Raw genomic sequence first — 1,642 nt, 5'->3', positions numbered from 1 at the left:
ACACCCCGAGCACTTGACGTACCGCGAGCACGTCACCCGGCCGTACCTCGCAGTCCCCGGACGGTGGCTGTGAACCGGGTCTTGCGCGTTTCGTCATGCCTGCGGATATCCCTGTCACTGTGCGCACAGAGCCTCCATACTCTGTGACGTGTCGACTCTCCGCAGAGAGATAGGGGCAAGGCCGTGTCGGAACCCACCCCGGAACCCGTCGCGTTCGGCGAGCGTGTGCGCGTCCTGCGCACTCGCCGCGGCATGAGTCAGGTGGTCCTGGCCGGACTGCTCGGTAAGTCTCCCTCGTGGGTCAAGGCGATCGAGGGCGGTCGCCTGAAGACCCCCGGTCTTCCGATGGTGCTGCGCCTGGCCGAAGTCCTGAGAGTACGCAACCTGTCGGAACTGACCGGCGATGTCAGCACGCCCACCGATCTGTTCGTCGGCCCCGGACATCCCCGTCTGCCGGAGGTGCGCGCCGCCGTGGACGCGTTCCCCATGACGGGCAGCGACCGCGAGGCGCCGCAGCCGGAGCACCTTCGCACCCGCCTCGCGCGGGCGTGGACGGCCCGGCACTCCGCGCCGAACCACCGTGACGTCGTCGGCCAGTTGCTCCCCGGGCTGATCCGGGACGCGCAGGCTGCCGCGCGGCAGGCGCCCACTGCTCCGGACCGGCGCCGGGCGCAGGCCGTCCTCGCCGAGGTGTATTCCCTCAGCCAGTTCTTCCTCGCCTACCAACCCGACTCCGCGCTGCTGTGGCGCGTCGCCGAGCGCGGCATGGTGGCCGCCCAGGAGTCCGAGGACCCGCACGCGTTCGGGACAGCCGCGTGGCTCACGGCCGAGGCGCACCGGGACGCCGCCCACTACGACGGCGCCGACGGCGTCACCAGAGAAGCCCTCTCCTATCTCGAGCCGCAACTCCCGGACGCGGGCAACGACGTACGGGCGATCGCCGGGGCGCTCCAGGTCGCGGCCGGCTTCACCGCGGCCCGGCGGGGCGACACGGGAACGGCATGGGGCTGGTGGGACAAGGCCGATCGCACGGCCGGACAACTGCCCGAGAGCTACTACCACCCCGTCACCAGCTTCTCCCGCGCCATCATGGGGGCCCACGCCGTCACCTTCGCGGTCGAACTCCACGCCGGTGGCGAGTCCGTACGGCAGGCCACCAAGGCCGACGCACAGGGCATCCCGTCGCGACCGCGCCGAGCGCGACACCGCATCGAAGAGGCACGCGCCTACCACTTGGACGGCAAGTCCGAGGCAGCACTGGAGACCCTGGCCAAGGCACACGCGAACGCCCCGGAAACCCTCGCTTACAACGGCTATGCCCGCCGCATCCTCCTCGAGGAAACCGAGGCGAAGACTCCCGAGCGCCGCCGCCGCGCTTCGGAACTCGCGGTGAAAATGGGGGTTCTCGGCGTCTGACAGGATCTTCCTGACGGAGGGGCACTATTTGTGACCGTCGCCACCTTCGGCGCTTCTACGGTCAGTGAGCAACCGATCACTGACGAATGCGCCGGGGGTTCCGTGCCGAACACCAACAGACCACGCACCTACCGTCTCCGCGAGTACACCGTGACCCGCGACCAGGAGCCGGACGCCGAACCGCACTCGTACGCGATGCAGTGCGCCGTCTGCTCCGAGACGGGAC

3 protein-coding genes are annotated in these 1,642 nt (G+C 69.8%); all 3 read left to right on the top strand.

Features of this window, described 5'->3' with window-relative positions; genetic code table 11:
* Positions 1-73 (top strand): DUF7848 domain-containing protein (locus UWG_RS34420; RefSeq protein ID WP_474773936.1); only part of this gene is annotated, 73 nt, incomplete at its 5' end.
* A 110-nt stretch (positions 74-183) separates the two neighbouring features.
* A complete protein-coding gene (locus UWG_RS0129170; RefSeq protein ID WP_016910728.1) occupies positions 184-1,416 on the top strand; it encodes a helix-turn-helix domain-containing protein in 1,233 nt (410 codons plus the stop codon).
* Between the two features lie 102 nt (positions 1,417-1,518).
* Positions 1,519-1,642, top strand: a 124-nt coding sequence (locus UWG_RS34415; protein ID WP_474773934.1) for a DUF7848 domain-containing protein, incomplete at its 3' end; no start/stop codon positions are given.

Source organism: Streptomyces xiaopingdaonensis, assembly GCF_000262345.1.
Classification (GTDB): domain Bacteria; phylum Actinomycetota; class Actinomycetes; order Streptomycetales; family Streptomycetaceae; genus Streptomyces; species Streptomyces xiaopingdaonensis.
This window is presented reverse-complemented; position numbering and strand designations above follow the sequence as displayed.